Below are 20,832 nucleotides of genomic sequence, written 5' to 3' on the forward strand. Positions count from 1 at the left end.
GTCAGGCGGCGGCGCGGCGCTGGCGCAGCGTGTCCACGATGACGGCCGCCACGATCACGAACCCCGTGATGATGCGCTTGCTGGGCTCGCTCGCGCCCACCTGGGCCAGGCCCGCCTCCAGCACCGCGATGATGAGCACGCCAAACGCGGTGTTCACCACCGAACCGCGCCCGCCCATGAGGCTGGTGCCGCCAATCACCACGGCGGCGATCACCTGCAGTTCCATGCCGGTGCCGGCGTTGGGGTCGGCGGCTTCGAGCCGGGCCGACTGCATCAGCCCCGCCAGCCCCGCGAGCAGGCCGGTCATGGCAAACACGATGACGCGGATGGGGCGCGGGTCCACGCCCGCCAGGCGCATGGCTTCCTCGTTGGTGCCGATGCCCACCACGCAGCGGCCGAACACGGTGCGCGACAGCACCAGCTGCGCCACCACCACCAGCAGCACCGCCAGCAGAAAGGCGAACGAGATGCCGCCGAAAAACGGCGCCGACAGCCACGAGATCGCATCGCCGACGTACTGCGTGCGCGAGTCGGTGACCACGTACGCGCTGCCGCGCACGGCTTCGAGCATGCCCAGCGACACGATGAACGAGGGCAGCCGCCAGGCCACCGAGATGGCGCCCGTGATGGTGCCGCACACCAGGCCGGTGGCCAGCGCCAGGGCTGCGGCGGCGGGCACCGTCCAGCCCCATTGCAGGATGGCGGCGGCCGAGGTGGCGGCGGCCAGCGCCATCACCGAGCCCACCGACAGGTCGATGCCCGCGATGATGAGCACGAAGGTCATGCCCACGGCCATCACGGCCAGGGCCGGGATCTCGTTGGCGATGGTGATGAAGGTCTCGGCGCTCCAGAAGTAGTCGGACAGCGACGAGAACAGCGCCACCATGCCCGCCAGCACGGCCAGCAGGCCCAGGTAGGTGCCCAGCTGGCTGCGCCAGACGGAGGAGGCGGAAGGTGCCGCCGCGGGGGCGGCAGAGTGTGCGGGGGCGTTCATGCGGTGACAGGAGAAGGGGTGGAAGGGGTGGTGCCGGTACGGCCGCCGGGCTCGGAAAACGCGGCCGCCAGCAGCGATTGCTCGGACCACTCGCCGCGCTCGAACACGGCCACCAGGCGGCCCGCGCTCATCACGCCGATGCGGTCGGCCATGGCCATGAGTTCGCGCAGGTCGGACGACACCATGAGCAGCGCGCGGCCTTCCGAGGCCATGCGGTCGAGTTCGCCATACAGCTCGGCGCGCGCGCCCACGTCCACGCCGCGCGTGGGTTCGTCGAGCAGCAGCACGCGGCCCTGGCGGTGCAGCCAGCGGGCGAACACCACCTTTTGCTGGTTGCCGCCCGACAGCTGCCCCACGGGTTGCTCGGGGCTGCGGCAGCGGATGCCGAGCGTGCGCACAAAGCCCTGCACCAGCCGGCTTTCGAGCCCGCGCAGCAGCCAGCCGCCGCGCGAGACGGCCGACAGGTCGGACAGCGTGGCGTTGATGCGGATGGGCTGCGCCAGCAGCAGGCCCTGCGATTTGCGGTCTTCGGTGACCAGGCCCATGCCGGCGGCGATGGCCTGCAGGGGGGAGGCGAAGCCACGCGCAATGGTGCGTGGTGTGGCGAGGGGCGCCTTGGCCCCCTGGTTTGCTATGTTTTGTGTAGCTGCTTGCGCTTGTCCATCAAGCGCTGGGGGCTGTTTTTGCTCAAATTCCGGGTGCAGCGTGATGCTGCCCCGGTCTGCCCGGTCGGCGCCAAACAGCAACCGGACCAGCTCGGTGCGGCCGGAGCCGACCAGCCCGGCAATGCCGAAGATCTCGCCCGCGCGCAGTTCCAGGCTCACGTCCTGCACGGCGGTGCCCCGGCCCAGGCCCCGGGCGCCCATCACCACCGGGCCGGCGGGGCGGCGCGGGCGGTGCTCCAGGTCGCTCACCGACCGGCCCACCATGCGCTGCACCAAGTCGTCCTCGCTCATTCCGGCCATGGGGCGCGCGTCCACCAGGCGGCCGTCGCGCAGCACGGCCACGCGGTCGGCGATGCGCCGCAGCTCTTCGAGCCGGTGCGACACGTAGATGATGGCCACGCCGCGCGCGGTGAGGTGCGCGATCTGCTCGAACAGGTAGTTGGTCTCGCGCGGCGTGAGCATGGCCGTGGGCTCGTCGAGCACCAGGATGCGCGTGTCGTCCTGCAGGTTGCGCGCGATCTCCACCATCTGCTGCTGGCCGATGCCCAGCCGCGACACCGGCGTGGCGGGGTCGATGCCGCGCAGGCCAATCTTGTCCAGCTGCGCGCGCGCGGCCGTGTGCAGCGCATCGCGCCGCAGCCAGCCCAGGCGGTGCGGCAGGCGGCCCATCAGCAGATTCTCGGCCACGGTGAGCGTGGGCACCAGGCCCAGCTCCTGCATCACCATGCGCACGCCCTGGCGTTCGGCGTCGCGGCGGGAGCCGGGGGTGTAGGTCTGCCCCGCCAGGCGCATGCCGCCCCGCGTGGGCGACTCCAGCCCGCAGATGATCTTGGAGAGCGTGCTCTTGCCCGCGCCGTTCTCGCCCGTCAGCGCCAGCACCTCGCCCGCGTTCAGCGCCAGCGTCACGCCGTCCAGCACCGTGGCCGTGTAGTCCTTGCCCACGGCGTCGATCGTGAGCAGGGGAGTGGCCAGGGCGGGGGCGGCGGTCGTGCGGGGCATGGCGGGCGAAGCGGGTGCGGCTGGGGTCGGGGTGCGTCTTACTTGCTGCCCTTGGTCACGAGCACCACGTCGGTCTTCACCAGGGCGGGCAGCTGCGCCTGGGGTGTCTTGGCGGCCAGGGCCTTCTGCGCCAGCTCGATGCCGAACACGGCCTGCTTGGCGGCGTACTGGTCGGCGGTGGCCAGCACGCGGCCGTCGGCCAGCATGGGCTTGATGGCGCCGATGTTGTCGTAGCCCACCACCTGCACCTTGCCGGTCTTGCCGGCGGCCTTCACGGCGGCCACGGCGCCCAGGGCCATGCTGTCGTTGCCGGCCAGCAGCGCCACCAAGTCGGGGTGCTCACGCATCATGCCGGCGGCCACGGTGTTGCCCTTTTCAATTTCCCAGTTGCCGGACTGCACGCCCACCACGGTGATGTTGGCGGCCTTCATCGCGTCCTGGTAGCCCAGCGTGCGCTGCTGCGCATTGAAGGTGGTGGACACGCCTTCGATGATGCCCACCTTGTCGCCGGCCTTCAGTGTCTTGGCCAGGTGGTCGCCCACCAGCTTGGCGCCCGCGCGGTTGTCGGGGCCCACGAAGGGCACGGTGATGTTCTTTTCCTTCAGCGCGTCGGCATCGAGCTGGTTGTCGATGTTGACCACCAGGATGCCCTTGTCGATGGCGGACTTGACCACGGGCACCAGCGCCTTGGAGTCGGCCGGGGCCAGGACGATGGCGCTGACCTTCTGCGCCACGGCCTGCTCGATCATCTTGATCTGCGCGGCGGTGTCGGTCTCGTTCTTGATGCCGTTGGCCACCAGCGTGTATTCGCTGGCGTGCGCCTTCTGGTGCGCCTTGGCGCCGTCTTCCATGGTGCGGAAGAACTCGTTGGCCAGCGACTTCATGACCAGGGCGATCTTGGGCTTGTCCTGCGCGAACGCAGGGCTGGCCAGCAGGCTGCCCACGACGGCAAGGGCGGCGGCGGTCTGAACGGAACGGCGGGTGAACTGCATGGTGTCTCCTGTTGGAATGGGGCTTCAAGCGCCAGCGGCGCCCACAAAAACGCTTCGGGCGACCCGCCAAAGCGATGCCGCGGCGCGAATCATATCGAAAGCAAACGTTTGCGCAAACGTTTGCTGGTTGGTGAAAACCCTGAAATAGCACGCAATGGCCTGGCGGGGAGAAAGCCGGGAACGGCTCTGCCGCCGTGCCGCCCTGCGCGGAGCCCGGCCCTGGCTTCGCGGGGCTTGGAGGGGGTGGATGGGAGGAGGGGCCCCGCAGAAAAGAGCAAGGGCCGGGCCGTGGCGCCAGGGCGTGGAAACCTGCGCGCTGCCTTGCCAGAAACACCGCGCAAGGCCCGCCCCCGCCGCGCCGGTGTTGTGCCCCCTTTTCCTGGCGCGAAGCGCGTGAGGAGAAGGGGGAAAGGAAGGAGAAGAGGAAAGGGGGCGGAGCCGCTCAGGCGGCGGTTCTCAATTCCCGCCGCAGGATCTTGCCCACGTTGCTCTTGGGCAGCTCGTCGCGGAACTCGATGTACTTGGGCCGCTTGTAGCCGGTGAGGTTCTCCTGGCAGTAGCGGGCCACGTCTTCCTCGCTGAGCGTGGGGTCGTTCTTGATGATGAACACCTTGATCGCCTCGCCCTGCTTTTCGTCGGGGATGCCGATGGCCGCGCATTCCACCACGCCGGGGCACAGGCTGATGACCTGCTCCAGCTCGTTGGGGAACACGTTGAAGCCGCTCACCAGGATCATGTCCTTCTTGCGGTCGATGATGCGCGTGTAGCCCTCGCTGTCCATGATGCCGATGTCGCCCGTGCGCATGAATCCATCGGGCGTGAAGGCCTTGGCGTTCTCCTCGGGCTGGTTGTAGTAGCCCGTCATCACGTTGGGGCCGCGGATGCAGATCTCGCCCGGGTCGCCCTGGGGCACGCTGTGGCCGGCGTCGTCCTTGATGGCGATGTCGATGCCCGGCAGCGGCAGGCCGATGGTGCCGCTGAAGGTGGTGTTGTTCACCGGGTTGTTGGTGCCGATGGCGCAGGTCTCGCTCATGCCCCAGCCTTCGATCATGGTGCTGCCCGTGACCTTTTGCCATTGCTTGGCCGTGCCTTCGCTGGCGGCCATGCCGCCGGCCTGCGACACGCACAGGTGCGAGAAGTCGAGGGTGCGGAACTGCGGGTTCTGCAGCAGCGCGTTGAACAGGGTGTTCACGGCGGGCAGCATGTGGAAGGGGCGCTTCTTGAGCTCGGCCACGAACTTGGGAATGTCGCGCGGGTTGGGGATCAGCGTGAGGCTGGAGCCCTGGCGGATGGCCAGCAGGCACAGCGTGAGCGCGAAGATGTGGTACAGCGGCAGCGCGGCGATGGAGTTGGCCTTGCTGATGTCGCCCACCTTCGACAGCGCGGGCGTGAACCAGGCCTCGGCCTGCAGCGTGGCGGCCACGATGTTGCGGTGGGTGAGCACCGCGCCCTTGGACAGGCCCGTGGTGCCGCCCGTGTACTGCAGGAAGGCGATGGAGTCGAGCGTGGCCTGGCTCGGGGCCAGGGACTTGTGCTCGCCCAGCGACAGCGCCTTCTTGAAGGTGACGAGCTTGCGGCCGCCGGTCAGGGGCAGCTCGTAGGCCGGCACCATCTTGGCCAGGTGGCGCACCGCGAAGGTGATCCAGGCGCCGAACGCGGCGCCCAGCAGGTCGCCCATCGAGGTCATCACCACGTGCTGGATGGCGGTGCGGTCCACCACCTCGGCCAGCGTGTGCGCGAAGTTCTCCAGGATCACGATGGCCGTGGCGCCCGAGTCCTTGAGCTGGTGCTCCAGCTCGCGCGCCGTGTACAGCGGGTTCACGTTCACGCAGGTGTAGCCCGCGCGCAGCACGGCCGCCATGGTCACGCCGAACTGCGGGATGTTGGGCAGCATGATGGCCACGCGCGCGCCGGGGGCCAGGCCCAGGCTCTGCAGGTAGGCGCCCAGCGCGGCCGAGCGGCGCTCCAGTTCGCCATAGGTCATCCACCGGTCCATGCAGACCGAGAAGGGGCTCTTTGCGTGCTTGCGGAAGGATTCCTCCAGCAGGTGGGCCACGGAGCGGTATTGCTCGGGCTGCACATCGTGCGGTACGCCCGGGGGGTAGCTCTTGAGCCAGATCTTTTCCATGCGCTTGTTTCCTTGTGCTCGCCAGTGAAAGGGTGGGCACAGATTGTGGAAGCGCGGGCGTGCAGTCAGCTACCGGGCTTGTCCTAGGGTGCGCGCCAGTTGGGTCTCGCAGGTGACAGGATCGGCATCGAACAGCTGCGCCATCAGCGCGCCTTCGCGCTCCTGGATGGTGGCCAGGAACTGCTCGACCCCGCCGCGCTGGCGCGCGAGCTGGCCAAAGGTGTCGAAGCCCGCCTCCAGGAACCGCTGCAGCGCGCCCATGCCGGCCGCCTGGGCGGGCGCGCGCATCATGCGCAGCATCATGCGCAGGCCGGGGGTGCGGGTCAGGCGGGCGAGGTCGGTGCCCATGGCCAGCACGCGCTGCAGTTGCTGCTGGCGCGCATGGCGCTGCCCCACGGCGCGCCAGGCGGCGGTGTAGCGGGCGGCGTCCGGCATGCCGCCCCCGCCGGAGGCGTCGAGCCAGGCGCGGCCCATCTCCTGGTCGAGCCCCTCGGTCTGCGCATGCAGCACGGCCAGCGCCACGGCGGTGGCCACCACGGGCTGGGGGAACATGGTCTGCAGCGTGCCCGCGATGCGGCCGAACTGCAGGTCGCGCTCGGTGTAGTCGGTGTCGCTGTACAGCTCCTCGAGGAAGAACCGGGCCGCGGGGCCGAACGAGGGCGAGCCCATGAGGTCGGCATAGGTGCCCCTGAAGCGCCGTGCCTGCAGGGTCTTGACCTGGCCCACCGCCGCGCCCAGTGCGGCATCGCCGGTGCGGTGCAGGCGCAGGGCCGTGACGTCGGCGATGCAGTCGCGGATGGTCTGGGCGGCATCCATGGGGCGGGGTCCTTTCTACGTGCGGGGGGCGCCAGGGCAGGGCCCAGACCGCACAATGCGGCTGGTCAATTACAACATCTGCCCATCACCACCATGATCGCGCGCTGGCAACGAACCCTGCTCCTGTTCATCCTGCTGACCATGGCCGCCTGGCTGGTGTGGCAGTGGCCGCATTCGCCCTTGCGGGCCGTGCTGGGGGCGTTGCTGCCCCTGGGGATATACCTCGCGGTGATGGCGGTGGAGTTTGTGCTGATGCACCTCACCAACCGCCAGGACGCCGCGCCCCGTGCGCGCCTCTCCCAGGTGCTGGCCGCCTGGTGGGCCGAGGTGTGGGTGGCATTGATGGTCTTTGGCTGGCGCCAGCCGTTTCGCCACCAGTCATTGCCCGACTGGCTGCCTGCGCAGCCGACCGGAAAGCGCGGCGTGGTGCTGGTGCACGGCTTCATGTGCAACCGGGGCCTGTGGTTGCCGTGGTTCGCGCCATTGCAAGCCCGGGACCATGCCCATGTGGCGGTGAACCTGGAGCCGGTGATGGGCTCGATTGACGAGTACGCCGACATCATCGAAGAGGCCGTGCGCAAGGTGACGGCGGCCACGGGCCAGGCGCCGGTGTTGCTGTGCCACAGCATGGGCGGGCTAGCGGTGCGGGCCTGGCTGCGCGCGCACCAGGCGGACGGGCGGGTGCACCGGGTGCTGACGCTGGGCACGCCGCATGGGGGCACGTGGCTCGGGCGCTTCAGCCGGGCGGTGAATGGGCGGCAGATGAGCCTGGCGGGGGACTGGGTGGTGGCGCTGCAGCGGGCCGAGCCGGCGGGGCGGGCGGCGTTGTTCACGTGCTGGTATTCGAACTGCGACAACATCGTGTTCCCGGCGAGCACCGCGGCGTTGCCAGGGGCGGACAACCGGTTGGTGGAGGGCGTCGCGCATGTGCAGATGGCGTTTGACCCTGGGGTGATGGAGGCTTGTCTGGAGGAGATAGGTCGAGGGTGATTCTGTGAGTTTTTTTGACTGCTGGCGCTTTTCTATAAAGCGTTGGTAGCTATCAATTTTGTAGTTTTTGTTAGGTGTGCTGATTTGGCCGTATGCCTTTGCTGAGGGCGGGAGCCGGGTTGTCTCCCCGGCAGGCGAGTAACTTTCTTTTGCTTCGCCAAAAGAAAGTCACCAAAGAAAAGGCGACCCCCAGTCTGCGACCCCTGCGCTTTGCTCCGGGGCAAACCTGCGTCGTGTCGGTTGCGGGGTGCGCCGTGGAACTCGTTTTGCGCTGCGCGCGCCGCTCAGACAGCCACGGCGAGTCAGAGCACGAAGCATGGGCGCTGCGACGCCCATGCCACCCCGCAACCGCCCCGCCGCAGGCGCAGCCAGCAGGGGGTGGACAGCAGAACATCCAAACAACCGAACAGCCGGACATCCATTCGGGCCATTGCTGCGCTCGGCCCAGTTTGAGCAGCGCGTGGCGCTTGCGCCCGCGAGAGGGGGCCCAGCGAAGCAATGGCCCGTGTGGATGTCCGTTTTTGGGTTCCCTTCTGCGCGTGCCGAGAAGCGCAGGGCAGGGGGTGCGTGCGTGTGCCGAAGGACACACGCACTTCGTGTACTGACTTGCCGCAGTTGTTTGAACGGAGCGCGTAGCGCGCAGTGAGTTCTGCGGCGCACCCCCTGTCCGAGCATCGCAGGTTGCCCGTAGCGTAGCGAAGGGACGCGCGCAGTAGGGTCGCCCTTTCTTTGGTGACTTTCTTTCGGCGACGCGAAAGAAAGTTACTCGCATGCCGGGCGACTCCCGGCCTCCGCCCTCAACCCAGGCACAGAGACCGATACATCCACAACCTCCGACAGCCTCGGCCAAGTATTGCTGGGTGCAAAAAGGGGTGCTATCAAAGACGTAGCTGTCAATGCATGATTCACTAGCGCTAGCAGCCAATATCACCAAAAATCAAGCCGCCACAGCCTCCCGCTCATCCGCCGCAAACTCCGGCAACCCCCGCAGCCGCTCATAGATCGGCGCAAAGTCCGCCGCCGTCATCTCGAACAGCTGCTCGAAACTGTCGATCACGAAATACGTCTGCTGGTACGTATCGATCTTGTAGCGCGTGCGCATGGTGCGCTCGAGCTGCAGCGCAATGCGCTGTGGCTCCGGGCTCTGCACGGAATACGCCAGTTCGCCCGAAGAACTCAGAATCCCCGCGCCGTACGCCCGCAACTGCCCCGCCTCGCGGATCAACCCGAACTCGATCGTGTACCAGTACAGGCGGCTCAGCATCTCGCACGACCCCAGCCCCTGCGCCTTCAGCCCGCCCTGGCCATAGCGCTGCACATAGTCCGCGAACACCGGGTTGAACAGCAGCGGCACGTGGCCGAACAGGTCATGAAAAATGTCTGGCTCGACGATGTACTCGAACTCCTCGGGCTTGCGGATCCAGTCCGTCACCGGGAACTTGCGGTGGGCCAGCAGCGTGAAGAAGGGCACCTCGGGGATCAGGCCGGGCACGCCCACCAGCTCCCAGCCCGTGGCCTTGTAAAGGCGCTCGTTGACTTCCTCAAAACGCGGAATGCGGTCGCTGGCGCCCAGCGAGGGCAGGGCGTCGATGAACGCCTGGCTCGCCAGGCCCGGCAGCAGGGCGCGCTGGCGCTCGTACAGGCGGCGGTAGGTGTCGTGGTCTGCGGCGGTATAGGCCGCGTAGTCCTGCGGGCAGGTGTAGTCCTCGCTGGCGCGCGAGTAGTCGCCCCGGGGTGGGCGGGTGGATTGGCCATAGACGACGGGGGCTTGTCCCATTTTTTGCTCCTTGGCCGTCCTGGTGCGGCGCGCCGGGTGGCGCGCACCTGCCCGGGCGGCGGTTATTCGATCTTGATTTTTGCGGCCCGGATCAGGAACTCGTACTTGCTGTTTTCCGAGCGCACGAATTGCGCGAACCCGTCGAGCGTCAGCTCTTCGGGCGTGATGCCCATCTTCTTGAACTTCTCCTTGCCAGCGGGCGACTGCATGGCCGCCGAGAACGCGTTGGCGTAGCGGCGCGCGTCGGCGTCCGGCAGCGAGGCGGGCGCGAACAGGCCAAACCAGGTGGACACGTTGAAGCCCTGCACGCTGTCGTTGATGCTGGGCACGCTGGGCAGCGACTCGTTGCGGCTGAGCGTGGTCACGCCCAGCGCCAGCAGCTTGCCCGACTGGATCTGCGGCAGCGCCGAGGCCAGGTTGTCGAACACCATCAGCACCTGCCCCGACTCCAGCGCCGCCAGGGCGGGCTTGGAGCCCTGGAACGGCGTGTGGCCCATGCGGGTGTTGGTGAGCGACTTGAACATCTCGGCCGAGATGTGGCCGATGCTGCCGTTGCCGCCCGAGCCGTACTTGGCCTGGTCCGGGTTCTTCTTGAGGTACTGCACCAGGTCCGGCGTTGTCTTGATGCCCAGCCTGGCGGCCTGCTCCACGTTCACCACCAGCACATTGGGCGTGCGCGCCACCAGCACGAGGGGCTTGAAATCCTTGAGCGGGTTGTACGGGAAGTTCTTCTTGTACAGCCAGGGGTTGACCGCATGCGTGGCCACCGCGCCCATCAGGATCTGGTTGCTGGTCTTGGGTGCCTTGGCCACCTGGTCGGCCCCGGTGCCCCCGCCGGCGCCAGGCTTGTTCTCCACGGTGATGGAGCCCAGCTGGGCTGCGGCGCCTTCGGCCACGATGCGTGCCGAGGTGTCCAGCGGGCCGCCGGCAGGGTAGGGGACCACGATGGTGAGGGGGGCGGACGGGTTCTGCGCCTGCGCCGCCGTGGCGGCGCAGAGCAGGACGAGAACAACACTGGACAAGGTGCTACGGAGCGACATCGGGATCCTTTTGAGTTCCGGGGAGCGCGCAGTATAGGCATCTGGTCAGGGTTAACCCGGGATGTCTGATGTCTTAGGTGTTGAGCACCCCGCGCCGGATCTGGTCGCGCTCCAGCGATTCGAACAGTGCCTTGAAGTTGCCTTCGCCGAATCCGTCGCGGTAGTCGCCTTCGCGCTGGATGAACTCGAAGAACACCGGGCCCAGCATGGGCGTGGAGAAGATCTGCAGCAGCAGGCGCGGCGTGCCGTCGGCCGTGGTGCCGTCGAGCAGGATGCCGCGCGACTGCAGCTCTGCCACCGGCTGGCCGTGGCCGGGCAGGCGGGTGTCCAGCATCTCGTAGTAGACGTCGTTGGGCGCGGTGGCCAGCGAGACGCCGGCCATGCCCAGCTTGTCCACCACGTCCTGCAGGTTGTCGCAGATCAGCGCGATGTGCTGGATGCCTTCGCCGTTGAACTGCATCAGGAATTCCTCGATCTGGCCGCCGCCCTGCTTGGACTCTTCGTTCAGCGGGATGCGGATCTTGCCGTCGGGCGCGGTCATGGCCTTCGACGTCAGGCCCGTGTACTCGCCCTGGATGTCGAAGTAGCGGATCTCGCGGAAGTTGAACAGCTTCTCGTAGAAATTGGCCCAGAAGCCCATGCGGCCCCGGTACACGTTGTGCGTGAGGTGGTCGATCAGGTTCAGGCCGTGGCCCACGGGGCGGCGGTCCACGCCTTCGATGAATTCGAAGTCGATGTCGTAGATGGACTTGCCGTCCTCAAAGCGGTCGATCAGGTACAGCGGCGCGCCGCCGATGCCCTTGATCGCGGGCAGGCGCAGCTCCATGGGGCCGGTGGGGATCTCGATGGGCTGGGCGCCCAGCTCCAGCGCGCGGTTGTAGGCCTTGTGCGCATCCTTCACGCGGAACGCCAGGCCGCAGGCCGAGGGGCCATGCTCGGCGCCGAAGTAGGCCGCCTGGCTGTGGGGCTCGCGGTTGAGGATGAAGTTGATGCCGTTCTGGCGGTACAGCACCACGTCCTTGGAGCGGTGCTTGGCCACCAGGGTGAAGCCCAGCTTCTCGAACACGGCTTCCAGCACGCCGGGTGTGGGCGAGGTGAATTCGACGAACTCGAAGCCCATCAGGCCCATGGGGTTGTCCCAGGCTTCCAGCTGGGTGGCGGTTGTTTGGGGCAAGGCGGCGTTCATGGGGTGTCTCCGGCATTCGTTGAGGAATGCCATGGACTGTAGGCGTGCCCTGCCTCATGTTTCTGGCGAAATCAAGAGGCTTTGGCCTTTGATTTGCAGGAATGTTGCGAATGGTCAAAAAATGGCGCAGGACAGGCGCGCCGCCCGGGCGCGCCGTCGAATGACACCGGCGCCCTGCGCTCAGGAGCCCGGCGTGGCCGGCGGGAGCTTTCGCAGCGCCAGGGCGGCATCGAGGCGCTGCTGCTCCTGCGGGGAGAACAGCTGCTGGCGCAATGATTCCAGTGCCCTGCCGTCGCCCGGCTGGGCACGGGCCTGGCTGTACTGGTCCAGGCGCTGCTGCCAGCTTTGCTCCTCCCGGTCCAGCTGGGCCATGGCGTGGGCCGCGGCCTCGCCGTACTGCGCGCTGCGCGCGGCGTGGCGGGTGCGTTCGTCGGTGTTTTGTGCGTTGAACGCGGCGGTCTGGGCCGCCGCGCTCAGGTGTTCGGTGGCCGCTGCGCGCTCCGCGCGGCGCGCCTGGGGCAATTCGTTCTCTGCATCGCGCAAGGCCTGGGTGCGCTGTTCGGCGGTGAGCCGGGGGTTGCGCTCGATCTCCAGACGCGCCAGCGTGTAGCGGTCCAGGTCCGCCTCGCGGGCGAACAGGGCGTCGTGCTCGGGGCCGTCAAAGAACTGCTGGCGCACCTTGTGGCGCGCCTCCAGCGCTTCGCGCAGCGCGCCGGGGTCGGTCGGGTCCGGGGGCGTGCGCAGCTGGCCCAGCGCCACGCGGTAGTCCACGTAGCGCTCGGCCAATGCCAGTGCCCGGGTGGCCAGTGCCGCCGGGAAGTGCTTGCCCACCAGGCCCGCCAGGCGCTGCTTGAGCGTGGCGGGGTCCGCCGCGCCGCCGTCCTGCGCTTCCATCAGCAGCGCCTCCAGCGTATCGCGCAGGCCGTGCACCAGCAGGGGGTCTTCGTGGCGGTCCGGGCCGGCGGCGCGGCGGGCGGCGAAGAAGCTGCTCTCCATCGGCCGTGCCGAGCCCGACGGGTTCTGGCGCGCGCTGCCGGCCTGCGGGCCGGCGGCGCCGGCGCCTGGATGCGGGTCCTCCGCGCCCTGCAGGCCGTGCGGGGCCGTCCACCAGACCACGGCGGCCGTGGCGGCGGCCAGGGCCACTGCGGCGGCGAAGGCGCGGGACCTTCTTTCCACGGCTTACAGACCCTGCGCCTTGAGGCGGTTGGCGTGCTGGCGGTACAGCGTCACCGGGTCGGTGGAGAACCAGTCGCGCAGGCCCAGCAGCTGGTTCACTTCGTCCAGGTGGTTCTGCCGGTGGTCGCCCAGGTGTTTGCCCAGGCGCGACGAGCAGGCGGAGACCAGGCCGTCGTTGGCCTCGCCAAAGACCAGGCTGAGCACGCTCAGCAGGCCATCGCTGGCATCGAGCACGTTGGTCAGGGGCTGCGTGCCCGTCCAGGAGTAGTAGCGCACGCCGTTGGCCAGCTCCGCACCGCTGCCGCAGCCGCTGGGCAGGGCCTGCGGAAAGCGGCGATTGAAGTCCGCGAGCCCGGCGGTGGTCAGCGAATCGAGCGCGGCGGTCGGCATCTGGGGCAGGGCCGAACCTCCGGATGTGAGGTTGATCAGGCTGACCAGCGCCCTGGCCGCGCCGCTGGCCACGGCCTCCGACACCGAACCGGCGGGGGCCACGCCCCGCAGGATGTCCGCCACGCGCGATCCCTTGTTGACCCCGCCCACCGAGGTGACCGACGCCACCAGCTGCGGCGCGACGCCCGCCACATAGCGCGTGGTGGGTCCGCCATGGGAGTGGCCCACGAGGTTGACCTTGGCCGCTCCGGTGATCGCCAGGATGGTCTTGACCTGCGCCAGCAGCTGCTCGCCCCGGACCTCGGTGCTGTTCGCGGCGGACACCTGCGCCACGTAGACCTTCGCGCCGCCCTGGCGCAAGGCGTCGGGAATGCCATAGAAGTAGTCGATGCCCAGGGCCGAGTCGAAGCCGAAAAGGCCGTGCACCAGCACGATGGGGTAGCGCGTCTGGGTGTAGCCGCTCTGGGCCTGGGCGCTGGCCCCCAGGAGCAAGAGCCCGGCGCTGGCCGCCAGCGCGAGGCGCCGCAGAATGCGGCTGAGGAATCCGGTCATGTGGTTGTCTCCGTTGGATATGGTTTTTGTGCCTGCAAAAAACGAACGACCGTGCGTTTTTGCGGGATTCATTCTTCTGGTCCGGGCGTGGTGTCACTATCGGGACATACCCCATCATGCAATCTGGCAAGCGAAAAATGCGCAGATTCCATAGAATCCTGCGCTATGCAAGCCTCAAGCGCACTCGACAAGCTGGACAGGGCCATATTGCGCCGTCTGCAAGAAAATGGCCGGGAGACGTATGATGTCATCGGTGAGCAGGTGGGCCTGTCGCCCAGCGCGGTGCTGCGCCGCGTCAAGCGCCTGGAGGAAAGCGGGGTGATCGACCGCTACGTGGCGCTGGTGCCCCCCGAGGCCGTGGGCCTGGGGCTGACCGCCTACCTCAATGTGCGGCTGGAAAAGCACACCGAAAGCCACAAGCGCAACCCCATGGACCTGTTCCGCGCCAGCGTGCAGACGTGGCCCGAAGTGGTGGAATGCGCATCGCTCACGGGCGAGATGGACTACCTGCTGCGCGTGGTGGTGGCGGACATGGCGCACTACAGCCGCTTCATCATGGACACCCTGCTCAAGCACCCCAGCGTGCAGGACTGCAAGACCAGTTTCGTGCTCGACCGGGTCAAGGCCACCACCGCCGTGCCGGTGTGATGGCCTCGCGCCCCGGGCCGCTTGCCGCGCGATGGCCGCCGCTATACCCTTGCGGGCGGCCGGCACCCGGCGCTGCGGGGCCGGGATGGGTCGCGCAGAAGACATCCGTGGGCCCTGGTGCAAGGCAATTGCTATGAATTTAGTAGCGGATAGCGCCCATGGACAAAGCGCCGAGAGCTATTTTCTGCCTTGATTTGAGGCATCTCACTACTTTGCTGCAATGCAGCAATTTGTACTGGAAATAATGAGGGAAAACCCTTATATTTACAGCCATGTTCGCAACGAAAGACTGGCTCAAGGCATCCTGGCACGCAGGCAGGGACATGCTGCGCCCGGTGACGGGCGGCCCGTCTCCCCATGACACGCACGCAAAGCAGGAGGTGCCCATGATGGTTCCCATCCGCGCCCTGGGCCCGTCCTACCGCGAGCGGATCACCCAGCATCTGCTGAAGCTCGAACCGGCGGACCGCTATCTGCGCTTCGGCTACGCGGCCAATGACGAGCAGATCCGCCGGTATGCCGAGCACCTCGATTTCAACCGCGACGAGATCTTCGGCATCTACAACCGCCGCCTGGAACTCATCGCGATGGCCCACCTGGCGTTCTCGGAGCATCCCGAGCACAAGCACTGCGCCGAGTTTGGCGTTTCCGTGCTCAAGCAGGCGCGGGGCCGTGGTTTTGGCGCACGCCTGTTCGAGCGCGCGGTGATGCATGCGCGCAATGAAGGCGTGAACATGGTCTTCATCCATGCGCTGTCCGAGAACACCGCGATGCTCAAGATTGCCCGCAAGGCGGGCGCCACCGTGCGCCGCGACGGCTCGGAGTCCGAGGCCTACCTCCAGATCCAGCCCGCCAGCCTGGACACGCGCATGGCCGAGATCGTGGAGCAGCAGTTTGCCGAGGTGGACTACCAGATCAAGAAGCAGGCCAAGCAGTTCTGGGATTTCCTGGCGGGCGTGCAGGAAGTGCGCAGCGGCGTGCAGCACGCGCGCCACCAGTCCGCCGAGTGACCAGCGGCGGGCCCGGGCCGCAAGGCGCGGGCGCCATGGCGCGCTGTCACAACAATCCGCTATCCTAGGGGCCTGATTCACTACCCGCACGTCCTCAGTGTCTGACCCGCACCCTGCGCACCCCGGGCGCTTGCCCGAGAGGGAAGACAAGCGCACCTTCCTGCAGAAAGTGGCCGAGTTCATCCATCCGGGGCCGGACTCCACGGAAGAGCTCATCGAAACCCTGGCCGAGGCCGAGGACAACGAGGTCATCGGGGCCGAATCGCGCGTGATGCTCGAGCGCGTCATCCGCATGGCCGACATGACGGCGGGCGACGTGATGGTGGCCGCGCCGCGCATGGACCTCGTCAACATCGACGCGCCGTTCGACGAGCTGCTGCACCTTGTCATCAACACCGCGCATTCGCGGTTTCCGGTGTACCAGGGCGAGCGCGAGAACATCATCGGCATCCTCATGGCCAAGGACCTGCTCAAGCTGCAGCGGGCGCCCGAGCTGAACATCCGCGCGCTGCTGCGCCCCGCCGTCTTCGTGCCCGAAAGCAAGGGCCTGAACGACCTGCTGCGCGAATTCCGCGGCAACCGCAACCACCTGGCGATCGTGATCGACGAGTTCGGCCGCGTGGCCGGGCTCATCACCATCGAGGACGTGCTCGAGCAGATCGTGGGCGAGATCGAGGACGAGTTCGACATTCCCGAGGACGACGGCGACATCTTCGGGCTGGCCGACCGCACCTACCGCGTGAGCGGCGACACCTCGGTCGAACGGGTTTCCGAGGCGTTCGACGTGCTGGTCCAGGGCAGCGACCCCGACGAAACCTTCGACACCATCGGTGGCCTGATCGCCCACGAAATGGGCCATGTGCCCAAGCGCGGCGAGCACCTGCAGCTGGGCGGGCTGCACTTCGTCGTGCTGCACACCAAGGGCGGCGCCGTGCGCTGGTTCAAGGTGTCGCGGGTCGAAGACGCCAGCGCCGGCGGCTGATGGCCCGCGCGCGCACGACGCCGGGGCTGCCGCTGGCCCTGCAGGCGCTGCTGGCCGTGGCTGCCGGCGTTGCGCAGGCGGCCTCGCTGGCCTGGCCGTGGAGCGGCGAGCCCCTGTGGTGGCTGCAGATCGCCTCCATGGCGGTGCTGGCCTGGCTGGTGCGCCCGCAGGCCACCGCGTCCGTGGCCTGGCGGCGCGGTGCCGCCATCGGCGGCCTGTTCGCCACGGCCTGGCTCGCGGGCACGTTCTGGTGGCTTTTCATCTCCATGCACACCTACGGCGGGCTGGCCGCGCCGCTGGCGGTGGCGGCGGTGCTGGGCCTCGCGGCGTTCCTGGGCAGCTACTACGCGGTGATGCTGGGGCTTTTTTGCCGCCTGGCGCTTGCCAACAGGGCGCTGACAGCTATTGTTTTCGGAGCGTTCTGGCTGCTGGCCGAACTGGCGCGCGGCACGCTGTGGACGGGTTTCCCGTGGGGCGCGGGCGGCTACGCCCACGTTGACGGGCCGCTGGCGGTGCTGGCGCGCATCCTGGGCGTGTACGGCATCGGGGCGGTGGCTGCGATGCTGGCGATGCTGGCCGTGCAATGGCGCCCGGGGGACCTGCGCCACTGGCGCCTGTGGGGGCTGGCCGGCGTTCTCGCGGCGGGCCTGGCGGGCGCCACGCTGGAGCGCCATTGCGCGGTGAACCTGTGCCATACGCCATCGGCCCGCGCGGCGCCGCCGATGACCCTGGAACTGCTGCAGGGGAACATCCCGCAGGACGAGAAGTTCCAGCAGGGCAGCGGCGTGCCGATGGCGCTCAAGTGGTATGCCGATGCGCTGCGCGACGCCAGGGCCGACCTGGTGGTGGCGCCCGAAACCGCCATCCCGCTGCTGCCCCAGCAGCTCATGCCGGGCTACCTGGAAGGCATCCAGCAGCGCTACGCGCAGGGCTCCCAGGCGGCGCTGCTGGGCATTCCGCTGGGCAGCGAAACGCTGGGCTACACCAATTCGGTGCTGGGCATCGGCCCCGGCCACCAGAAGACGCCGTACCGCTACGACAAGCACCACCTGGTGCCGTTCGGGGAATTCATCCCGCCGTTCTTCAGATGGTTCACGGCCATGATGGACATCCCGCTGGGCGATTTCAACCGCGGAACCGTGGGCCAGGCCCCGTTTGCCTGGGCAGGCCAGCGCATCGCCCCCAACATCTGCTACGAAGACCTTTTTGGCGAGGAACTGGGCGCGCGGTTCGCCAACCCGGCGCAGGCGCCGACGGTGTTCGTCAATTTCAGCAACATCGGCTGGTTCGGCGACACCGTGGCCATCGACCAGCACCTGCACATCAGCCGCATGCGTTCGCTGGAATTCGAGCGCCCCATGGTGCGCGCGACCAACACGGGCGCCACCGCCATCATCGACCACCGGGGCGTGGTCACCCACCAGCTGGCGCGGCACACGCGGGGCGTGCTCAAGGGCGAGGTGTGGGGCCGGGGGATGGATGCTGCCAGTGGCTGGCACATCACCCCGTACGCGTGGTGGGTGTCGCGCTGGGGGCTGGTGCCCCTGTGGATCTTCGGGGGGCTGGCCCTGGTTTTTGCCCTGGTGGCGAGGCGGTGGCAGACGGTGCGCGGGAATTGATCCAGGTCATGTGCTGCCGGGGTGTCCCGGTGCCTTGCCGGGCCAAAACCGGGATGTGTCTTTCTCTGCCTTGATAATGGAGCCCCACAAGCGGGGGCTTGTGTTTGCATACAACGATGATTTGAAGCGGGCCCACCGCTGTTCTGGAGCACGACTGAAGATGGCTGATTCCTTTTCCTACGAACAACTGATCGCCTCGGGCGAGGGCCGGCTGTTCGGCGCTGACAGCGGGCGCCTGCCGCTGCCGCCCATGCTGATGTTTGACCGCATCACGCACATCGACAGCGATGGTGGCGCGCACGGGCTGGGAAAGATCCGCGCCGAACTTGACGTGCGCCCGGACCTCTGGTTCTTTGCCTGCCACTTCCAGGGCGACCCGGTCATGCCCGGCTGCCTGGGGCTGGACGCCATGTGGCAGCTCATCGGCTTTTACCTGACCTGGCTGCAATTGCCTGGCCGCGGCCGGGCGCTGGGCGCGGGCGAGGTCAAGTTCACCGGCGAAGTGGGCCCGGACGTGAAGCTCGTCACCTACGAAATCGACATCAAGCGCGTCATCAAGCGCAAGCTGGTCATGGCCATTGGCGATGCCCGGCTGCTGGCCGATGGCAAGGAAATCTACGTGGCCAACGACCTGCGTGTGGGCTTGTTCAAACGCGAGGAAGATGGCGCCGCACAAGGAGCCGCAGCATGAAACGCGTGGTGATCACGGGCGCGGGCATTGTCTCGTGCATCGGCAACGACATGGGCACCGTCACGCAGTCGCTGCGGGAGAGCCGCTCGGGCATCCGTGCCATGCCGCAGTTCACCGAGCTGGGCATGCGCAGCCAGGTGGCGGGCGTGCCGCAGATCAACCTCGAAGAGCTGATCGACCGCAAGCAGCTGCGCTTCATGGGCGATGCGGCAGCCTATGCGCACATCTCGCTGGCCAACGCGATCGCCGAATCGGGCCTCACGCCCGAACAGGTGTCGCACCCGCGCACCGGCCTCATCATGGGCTCGGGCGGCGGCTCGCCCGCCAACCAGATCGAGGCGGCCGACATCCTGCGCAGCAAGGGCATCCGCCGCGTGGGGCCCTACCAGGTCACGCGCTGCATGAGCTCCACCGTGTCCGCCTGCCTGTCGACCAACTTCGGCATCAAGGGCATCAACTACTCCATCACCTCGGCCTGCAGCACCTCGGCCCACTGCATCGGCGCGGCCGCCCAGCAGATCGCCTGGGGCATGCAGGACGTGATGTTCGCCGGCGGCGGCGAGGAGGTCACCTGGGGCATGGGCCTGCTGTTCGACGCCATGGGCGCCATGTCCAGCGCCTACAACGCCACGCCCGAGAAGGCCTCGCGCGCCTATGACGCCAACCGCGACGGCTTCGTGCTGTCGGGCGGCGGCGGCGCCGTGGTGCTGGAGAGCCTGGAGTATGCGCAGGCGCGCGGCGCCACCATCCTGGGCGAGGTCATCGGGTTCGGCGCCACGTCCGACGGCGCCGACATGGTGGCCCCTTCGGGCGACGGCGCGATCGCCTGCATGCGCCAGGCCATCTCCACCGTGAGCGAACCCATCGACTACATCAACACCCACGGCACCTCCACGCCCGTGGGCGACGTGCCGGAGCTGCGCGCCATCCGCGAGGTGTTCGGCGACGCGATTCCGCCGTTCTCGTCCACCAAGTCGCTCACCGGCCACTCGCTGGGCGCCACGGGCGTGCAGGAGGCGATCTACTGCCTGTTGATGCTGCGCCAGGGCTTCATCGCGGGCTCGGCCCACATCGAGACGCTGGAGCCCGCCGCCGAGGGCATGCCCCTGGTGCGCGAGACGCGCGATGCGCCCATCCGCACGGCACTGTCCAACAGCTTCGGCTTCGGCGGAACCAACGCCAGCCTGGTGCTGCGCCGCTGGGATAACTGAGCCGCGAGGTTTTCAGCGCAACCCGCCATCCTGCGAGGGATGGGCGGGTTTTTTCATACCGCCTTTGCCGAAAGGGCTCGGTGCAGCAGCCCCGGCAGCATGGCCAGCATGCGCGTGGCGGGCAGGCCCTGGGGCAGGGCGCGGGCGTGGTAGCTGTACAGCGACATGGGCGGCAGCTCGTGCAGCTCCAGCGCCACCATGGTCCCGGGGTCGAGCTGGGTGGCGGTGAGAAAGTCGATCACCGTCCAGCCCATGCCCCGGCGCACCAGGTCCAGCGCCAGGCGCGAGGTCTGCACCTGCAGGCCCGGCCCCGCGGGCGTGCCCAGGCGCTGTGCGAGGTCGTCGATGGACTGGCGCATGGGGTCGTCCCCCACCAGGCGGATCACCGGCACCTGCGCCAGCCGGGCGCTGGGCGCCACGGCGCGCGGCGCGCGCGTCCACACGGACTGCGCCACCGCCAGGTACATGCGCCCGCTGACCAGCAGATCGCTGCGGATCTGCGGGTGCGGGTGCTTGTAGAAGCCCAGGCAGAAATCCACGCTGCGAGTGAGCAGGGCCTGCGTCATCTGGTCCTGGTGGATGGTGCGCACTTCCACGCCCACCTGCGGGTAGCGCAGCGCATGCTCCTGCAGCACCAGGGGCAGGAACTCGTGCGTGATCGAGGGGATGGCCGCCAGGCGCACGTCGCCCGTGTCGCTGGTGCCCAGGTTGCGCGCCGTGCGGCGCAGGGCGTCGAGCTGGCGGTGGATGCCCGTGGACTCGGTGGCCAGCACCTGCGCCTCGGGCGTGGGCGTGAGGCCGGCCGGCGTGCGCACGAACAGCCGGTAGCCCAGCTGCAGCTCGGTGTGCGCCACGGCCTTGCTCACGGCCGAGGGCGTGATGCACAGCAGCCGTGCCGCGGCGCTCATGTTGCCGGTTTGCAGAACGGCCTGGAACACCTCGAGTTGCCGCAGGTTCATGGCCAGG

At 68.1% G+C, this 20,832-nt stretch carries 18 protein-coding genes; 7 read left to right on the forward strand and 11 right to left on the reverse strand.

Annotated features, from left to right (window positions below; all coding sequences use genetic code 11):
* Window position 1: 1 nt before the first annotated feature.
* The 5 genes from AC3RCE_RS03820 to AC3RCE_RS03840 all read right to left on the reverse strand — a co-directional run bounded on the left by AC3RCE_RS03820 (window position 2) and on the right by AC3RCE_RS03840 (window position 6,594).
* Window positions 2–994 (reverse strand): ABC transporter permease, encoded by a 993-nt coding sequence (locus AC3RCE_RS03820; RefSeq protein WP_218340529.1) that lies wholly within the window; start codon window positions 992–994, stop codon window positions 2–4.
* Window positions 991–2,658, reverse strand: coding sequence for a sugar ABC transporter ATP-binding protein (locus tag AC3RCE_RS03825; protein ID WP_492254567.1), 1,668 nt, complete (start codon window positions 2,656–2,658; stop codon window positions 991–993). Before AC3RCE_RS03825 ends, AC3RCE_RS03820 begins: the two co-directional genes overlap by 4 nt.
* Before the next feature lie 38 nt (window positions 2,659–2,696).
* A complete protein-coding gene (locus AC3RCE_RS03830) occupies window positions 2,697–3,650 on the reverse strand; it encodes a sugar ABC transporter substrate-binding protein (RefSeq protein ID WP_218293152.1) in 954 nt (317 codons plus the stop codon).
* A gap of 442 nt (window positions 3,651–4,092) precedes the next feature.
* Window positions 4,093–5,778, reverse strand: coding sequence for an AMP-binding protein (locus tag AC3RCE_RS03835; protein WP_218340527.1), 1,686 nt, complete (start codon window positions 5,776–5,778; stop codon window positions 4,093–4,095).
* Window positions 5,779–5,847: 69 nt separating this feature from the next.
* Window positions 5,848–6,594, reverse strand: a complete 747-nt coding sequence (locus AC3RCE_RS03840) for an FFLEELY motif protein (RefSeq protein ID WP_218293154.1) — start codon at window positions 6,592–6,594, stop codon at window positions 5,848–5,850.
* A 93-nt stretch (window positions 6,595–6,687) separates the two neighbouring features.
* On the opposite strand from AC3RCE_RS03840, the gene AC3RCE_RS03845 reads away from it, so the two are divergent.
* Window positions 6,688–7,584 (forward strand): esterase/lipase family protein, encoded by an 897-nt coding sequence (locus AC3RCE_RS03845; protein WP_369641335.1) that lies wholly within the window; start codon window positions 6,688–6,690, stop codon window positions 7,582–7,584.
* Window positions 7,585–8,521: 937 nt separating this feature from the next.
* Here the strand turns inward: AC3RCE_RS03845 and phhA are convergent.
* From phhA to AC3RCE_RS03870, 5 genes are all read right to left on the reverse strand, one after another.
* The gene (gene phhA, locus AC3RCE_RS03850) at window positions 8,522–9,361 is read right to left on the reverse strand and encodes a phenylalanine 4-monooxygenase (protein WP_218340525.1); all 840 of its coding nucleotides are present in this window, start codon (window positions 9,359–9,361) and stop codon (window positions 8,522–8,524) included.
* 62 nt (window positions 9,362–9,423) lie between these two features.
* Window positions 9,424–10,401 (reverse strand): Bug family tripartite tricarboxylate transporter substrate binding protein, encoded by a 978-nt coding sequence (locus AC3RCE_RS03855; protein ID WP_492254568.1) that lies wholly within the window; start codon window positions 10,399–10,401, stop codon window positions 9,424–9,426.
* A 73-nt stretch (window positions 10,402–10,474) separates the two neighbouring features.
* A complete protein-coding gene (gene hppD, locus AC3RCE_RS03860; protein WP_218340524.1) occupies window positions 10,475–11,587 on the reverse strand; it encodes a 4-hydroxyphenylpyruvate dioxygenase in 1,113 nt (370 codons plus the stop codon).
* Window positions 11,588–11,767: 180 nt separating this feature from the next.
* Window positions 11,768–12,763, reverse strand: coding sequence for a lipase secretion chaperone (locus tag AC3RCE_RS03865; RefSeq protein WP_492254569.1), 996 nt, complete (start codon window positions 12,761–12,763; stop codon window positions 11,768–11,770).
* A 3-nt stretch (window positions 12,764–12,766) separates the two neighbouring features.
* The gene (locus tag AC3RCE_RS03870) at window positions 12,767–13,705 is read right to left on the reverse strand and encodes a lipase family alpha/beta hydrolase (RefSeq protein ID WP_369641338.1); all 939 of its coding nucleotides are present in this window, start codon (window positions 13,703–13,705) and stop codon (window positions 12,767–12,769) included.
* Window positions 13,706–13,870: 165 nt separating this feature from the next.
* On the opposite strand from AC3RCE_RS03870, the gene AC3RCE_RS03875 reads away from it, so the two are divergent.
* The 6 genes from AC3RCE_RS03875 to fabB all read left to right on the forward strand — a co-directional run bounded on the left by AC3RCE_RS03875 (window position 13,871) and on the right by fabB (window position 19,866).
* Entirely contained in the window at window positions 13,871–14,353 is a 483-nt protein-coding gene (locus tag AC3RCE_RS03875; RefSeq protein ID WP_218293161.1) for an Lrp/AsnC family transcriptional regulator, read from the forward strand.
* Window positions 14,354–14,625: 272 nt separating this feature from the next.
* Window positions 14,626–15,363, forward strand: a complete 738-nt coding sequence (locus tag AC3RCE_RS03880; protein ID WP_218293162.1) for a GNAT family N-acetyltransferase — start codon at window positions 14,626–14,628, stop codon at window positions 15,361–15,363.
* Window positions 15,364–15,460: 97 nt separating this feature from the next.
* Complete coding sequence (locus AC3RCE_RS03885; protein ID WP_218293163.1) at window positions 15,461–16,345, forward strand: CorC family transporter; 885 nt, start codon at window positions 15,461–15,463, stop codon at window positions 16,343–16,345.
* Window positions 16,345–17,964 carry an apolipoprotein N-acyltransferase gene (gene lnt / locus AC3RCE_RS03890; RefSeq protein ID WP_492254570.1) on the forward strand — a complete coding sequence of 540 codons (1,620 nt, stop codon included), beginning with the start codon at window positions 16,345–16,347 and terminating at the stop codon, window positions 17,962–17,964. The genes AC3RCE_RS03885 and lnt overlap by 1 nt, the downstream gene beginning before the upstream one ends.
* A gap of 160 nt (window positions 17,965–18,124) precedes the next feature.
* The gene (fabA, locus tag AC3RCE_RS03895) at window positions 18,125–18,655 is read left to right on the forward strand and encodes a 3-hydroxyacyl-[acyl-carrier-protein] dehydratase FabA (protein WP_218293165.1); all 531 of its coding nucleotides are present in this window, start codon (window positions 18,125–18,127) and stop codon (window positions 18,653–18,655) included.
* On the forward strand, window positions 18,652–19,866 hold the full coding sequence (gene fabB / locus AC3RCE_RS03900) for a beta-ketoacyl-ACP synthase I (protein ID WP_492254571.1): 1,215 nt from the start codon (window positions 18,652–18,654) through the stop codon (window positions 19,864–19,866). Before fabA ends, fabB begins: the two co-directional genes overlap by 4 nt.
* Before the next feature lie 53 nt (window positions 19,867–19,919).
* Here fabB and AC3RCE_RS03905 read toward each other — a convergent pair whose 3' ends face one another.
* Window positions 19,920–20,825, reverse strand: a complete 906-nt coding sequence (locus AC3RCE_RS03905; RefSeq protein WP_218293167.1) for a LysR family transcriptional regulator — start codon at window positions 20,823–20,825, stop codon at window positions 19,920–19,922.
* Window positions 20,826–20,832 lie beyond the last annotated feature (7 nt).

The sequence above is a fragment of the Acidovorax sp. GW823-FHT05D11 genome (assembly GCF_058795695.1).